3 protein-coding genes are annotated in these 3,808 nt (G+C 56.3%); 2 read left to right on the forward strand and 1 reads right to left on the reverse strand.

What is annotated here, in order from left to right:
• Both ABL922_RS14255 and ABL922_RS14260 read left to right on the forward strand, forming a co-directional pair.
• The coding region (locus ABL922_RS14255; protein ID WP_349024875.1) for a conjugal transfer protein TraG N-terminal domain-containing protein at nucleotides 1-1,996 on the forward strand (1,996 nt) is incomplete at its 5' end.
• Nucleotides 1,997-2,461: 465 nt separating this feature from the next.
• Complete coding sequence (locus tag ABL922_RS14260; protein ID WP_349024876.1) at nucleotides 2,462-3,256, forward strand: GntR family transcriptional regulator; 795 nt, start codon at nucleotides 2,462-2,464, stop codon at nucleotides 3,254-3,256.
• 9 nt (nucleotides 3,257-3,265) lie between these two features.
• On the opposite strand, the gene ABL922_RS14265 is transcribed toward ABL922_RS14260, so the two are convergent.
• On the reverse strand, nucleotides 3,266-3,808 hold a 543-nt coding region (locus tag ABL922_RS14265; RefSeq protein WP_349024877.1), incomplete at its 5' end, for a hypothetical protein.

The following is a 3,808-nucleotide window of genomic DNA, read 5'->3' on the forward strand; positions in this document are numbered from 1 at the left end:
CCCGGTCATATTTCCGCTATTTCTCTTCCCGCGCACCGGCATTCCGGCACTCAAAGGCTATCTTGCCGGCTTCTTCTATCTGGCGGCCTGGGGTCCGCTGTATGTATTGCTGCACATGTTCCTCATGGACAGGATCGCCAATGAAATGGCGGCCGCTGCCCCCGGTGGTATCTCGCTTGCGGGTTGGGGCGGTATCCAAGCGGTCAATCAGGATACGGCAACGCTCGCAGGCTTTTTGATCATGTCCGTGCCAGCGCTCGCAGCCATGTTGGCACGCGGCGCGATGGCGGCATCCAACAGCGCTGCAGGGTTCCTCCAGTCGGTCCAGAGCGGAGGCGAGGCCGCAGCGCTCGAGCGCACCACCGGCAATTATGCCTATGGCGATGTCAGCTTTTCGAACTTCAACGGCAACAACCGGCAGGCCAATCAATGGACCGAAGCGGGCAACTATTTTGCGGGCGCCGTGCGCAGTTCGTTCAGGGGTAATGATGGCGTGACTTATTCCGAATATGGCAACGGCCGCACTGTCATCGACTCCTCTGGTGGCATGTCGCAGCTTCCCTTCAAACCGATGATGACCGCTGGATATGCCAGCGACTTGCGGATGCAGGGTCAGAACTATCTCAACGAGGCCGACCGGATCGAGAATGGCACTTCGACCACTTGGTCAACCTCCAAATCCGCGTTCAGCTCGGCAGTCACGACAAATTCGAGCGTGACCGGCAACCGAAGCGAAAGCGGCAAGCAATCAAGTTTCAGCAAAGATCAAAGGAAATATCGCGGAACCGAAGGTTCGGTCGGTGTTTCGGAGCGGACCTCAACCAATGACGGCCTTCGGATTTCGCAAGGAAACAGTGTCAGCAATTCCTTTGTAGCGACAGACACCACAGGGGTTAATGGAAGTTTGGGGGCGAATGCGAAGATCGGAACCCCATTGGGCGACATTGTCGGCTCCGAAATCGGCGTCAGCGCATCCGGTACTGTTTATCGGAGCCGCGAAAATGCCGAAGTATCTAACAGAGTCCAACAAAGGGGCTTGGAGTCCTTTACCACCCGTGCGACCGACAAGTCGGACGACAATAGCGGGCGCTTCTCGCTGGGTACGACCGATTCTTCCACCTCATCGTCCGGAACGTTCACGCGCGATTCCGGCTATAGCGACACGAGCCGCAGCGAGAGTTCGGCCACAGGCACCGAAATTCGGAACAGCGAAGCAGATGAACGACGGGCTGCGGCTTCCCGTTATCGCGAGATCGGCAACAGATTGGTTGCCGAAGCGAGCTACGCTCAAAGCAACGGCTTCCAAATGTCTTCGGATCTCTCCAACCTAGTCCAGGACCGCTATGAGGATTTGCGGCGGCAGCAACCTGAACTGCACCTTCCCGACCTCGCCAATCCGAACCTCAGCCTGGCGGAGATGCAGCGGCGCGACCAGGGTGTCACCGCCGTCATGGCCGACCTCATGTCTGATTTGCGCGAGCGGAAGCTGTCAGAGCTTGGCGATGTCGCAGGTATTGGCTTGATCGGAGCATTGGGCACCAACGCCGACCTTGGCATGCCCACAACTACGCTTCCTCGATCAATAGTTGATGGAGATTCTGTTCCGACAGGCCCGCTGCTCGCAGCTCCGGAGGGTGAAGTCGATGGGCGGCCCTATGCGCGTGAGCTTGGCATCGGGCTGAAGCAAGGTGCTAACATACGGAATATTGATGGCGACATGATCCCGGCGATGTCGGCTGTCGCATCAGAAGCGCAACGGCTCGGACTTCCCAAGCCTGTTATCACCTCCGGCAACGATAGCATCCACAAGCCCGGTTCGGCACACTATGATGATCGCGGACTGGATTTTAGAGGCAAGAACATAAGCGTTCAGCAGGGGAGACAATGGGCTGAAGGCGTCTCGGACGCGTTAGGGAAGGACTATGGCGTGCAGTTCGAGGTGTTCCCGGACGAGCCCAACCGAAATCATCTCCATGTGAGCAAGCGAAAAAATTAGCTGCTGAAGATTGAATACCCAATCCATGTCGTGACACCGCCAACGATAACGAAAAATGCTATCCAGCTCGCGATGCCGCCGGGTGGGCGCTTAGAACCATACGGTACGATCGATGAAAAGTCGTGCTTCGGAGGTGACGGCTCGATTGCCCGAAAACCGTTCTCTCCGATACCGATGTAGGTTGATGGATCGTGTTTTATTGCACATGCTCTCTCAGCTCTGAATGCTATTCCTCCTCTCCGCTCAAGTCAATTCTCTCCGCTCGACCGGCGAAGCTAACAGCTGCAAAGTATCCCGCAAAAAGTGCCGAATAACCTATGTGTTTGTAGGTGATGCGGCCTAGCGATCCAAATGGGGTTTTGGAGCGTGCGCTCAGCTAGTTGCAATTGCTGCAATCAACCATTTTTTCCGCTATAAGATGATTCACTCGCTATTTAGCCGCACGGTGCGCGTCCAGGATGTGGAATGTCCGAACGATCGACTACTGAAAACATGTTTCTGGAAGTGCGTTTTGCCGTCCTCAGCGGGATATATCTGCCGGGCCAGATCCTTGATCGAGACGAGCTATGCCAAGTCTATGGCTGCAAATCCGCAACCGCCCTCGATGCATTGAATGCCCTAGTTCACGAAGGATATCTCGATATCCCGCGCCGGGGGGTGTTTGGCGTCAGACTCTGGAGCGAGGTCGAAATCAATGATCTATTCGACATTCGAGCCTCGATGATGGGAATGGCAGCTGCCCGCGCAACGGAGCGGGGTACTGATCTGGAAGTCGCCAATTTGGTTCGCAGAACCGAAGAAGCGGCCGCGCCCGACTTTAGCGACCAGTCCGGGACAGAAATTCTGATTTCCAGGGGCGTTGATATCCAGGCAACCATCATTCGGATGGCGCGTGTTGCAACCATTACAGACATGGCGCGCAGTATCGGACCCAATGCGCTTTACCGCCAGAGTGTCTGGGCGCAAAATTCAAAGCAACTGATCAAGACATGGCGATCCATTGGCGCGATTAGCGCTGCATTAAAACGCAGGGCTCCTGCTCAAGCGCAAAGCGCGATGGCCGAGTTTGTCGAGCTAACCCGTGGCGCGCTTTTGGCATCTTTCGCAGAAGGTGACCACGTCGATTGGCCAGAATTCCCGGTAATCAGAAGAATTGACTGTCATATCATTCGGAGAGGCTGTGCCTTTGGCGCTGGCGGGCGCGAACCCGCGCTCGACGGGCGCATAATCCCCTTCGGCATAGGTCAATTGCGCAGCTAACCGTTTGGCTCAGAGAATAGCAGAGAGCGCCTTGAACTCCGTCCATGAGAGGGGCTCCCGGATCCCCCGGGAAAAGGGAGGCAGATCGGAACCGTTCTGTGTGAAGATTGGGCGCATAAGATCCGGGCCGAGAGAATAGTCGACCTCCTCATCGGACGACACGTCATTGAAGCCGATATTGGCCTCCACCACAAAGGGTGTGAAGGCTGCAAACTGCTGGTCGAGCAGCTTCCGCCCAAGCGCCGTATCTCGCTCGGCAAATGCGCCAATCAGCGCGGTCATGTCGGCGAGCATGGAGCGCAGCCCGTCTGCATTCAGGGCGGTGATCACGCGGCGGCGCAGTGTCGGTGGCATGCCTGTCAGCATCATCTTCCGGAAGTTTCTGACCTCGATTGTTGAAATGATCGTGTGGAAAAAGATCCACCATCTGATCTGGAATGTTTCGACTTGATCGGGCCCGATCGGGTCGAAAAAGGCAAAATCGAGCGCTTCACGCAGATGCGACAACCCATCGGCATCGATGCGGGTCATGCACTTGTCGATGGCGAGACC

The sequence above is a fragment of the Sphingorhabdus sp. genome, assembly GCF_040079335.1.
Lineage (GTDB): Bacteria > Pseudomonadota > Alphaproteobacteria > Sphingomonadales > Sphingomonadaceae > Sphingorhabdus_B.

Bases quoted from the DNA above. Each gene is read 5' to 3' on its own strand.
- ABL922_RS14260 (WP_349024876.1), top strand. From the start codon at position 2,462: ATGTCCGAACGATCGACTACTGAAAACATGTTTCTGGAAGTGCGTTTT.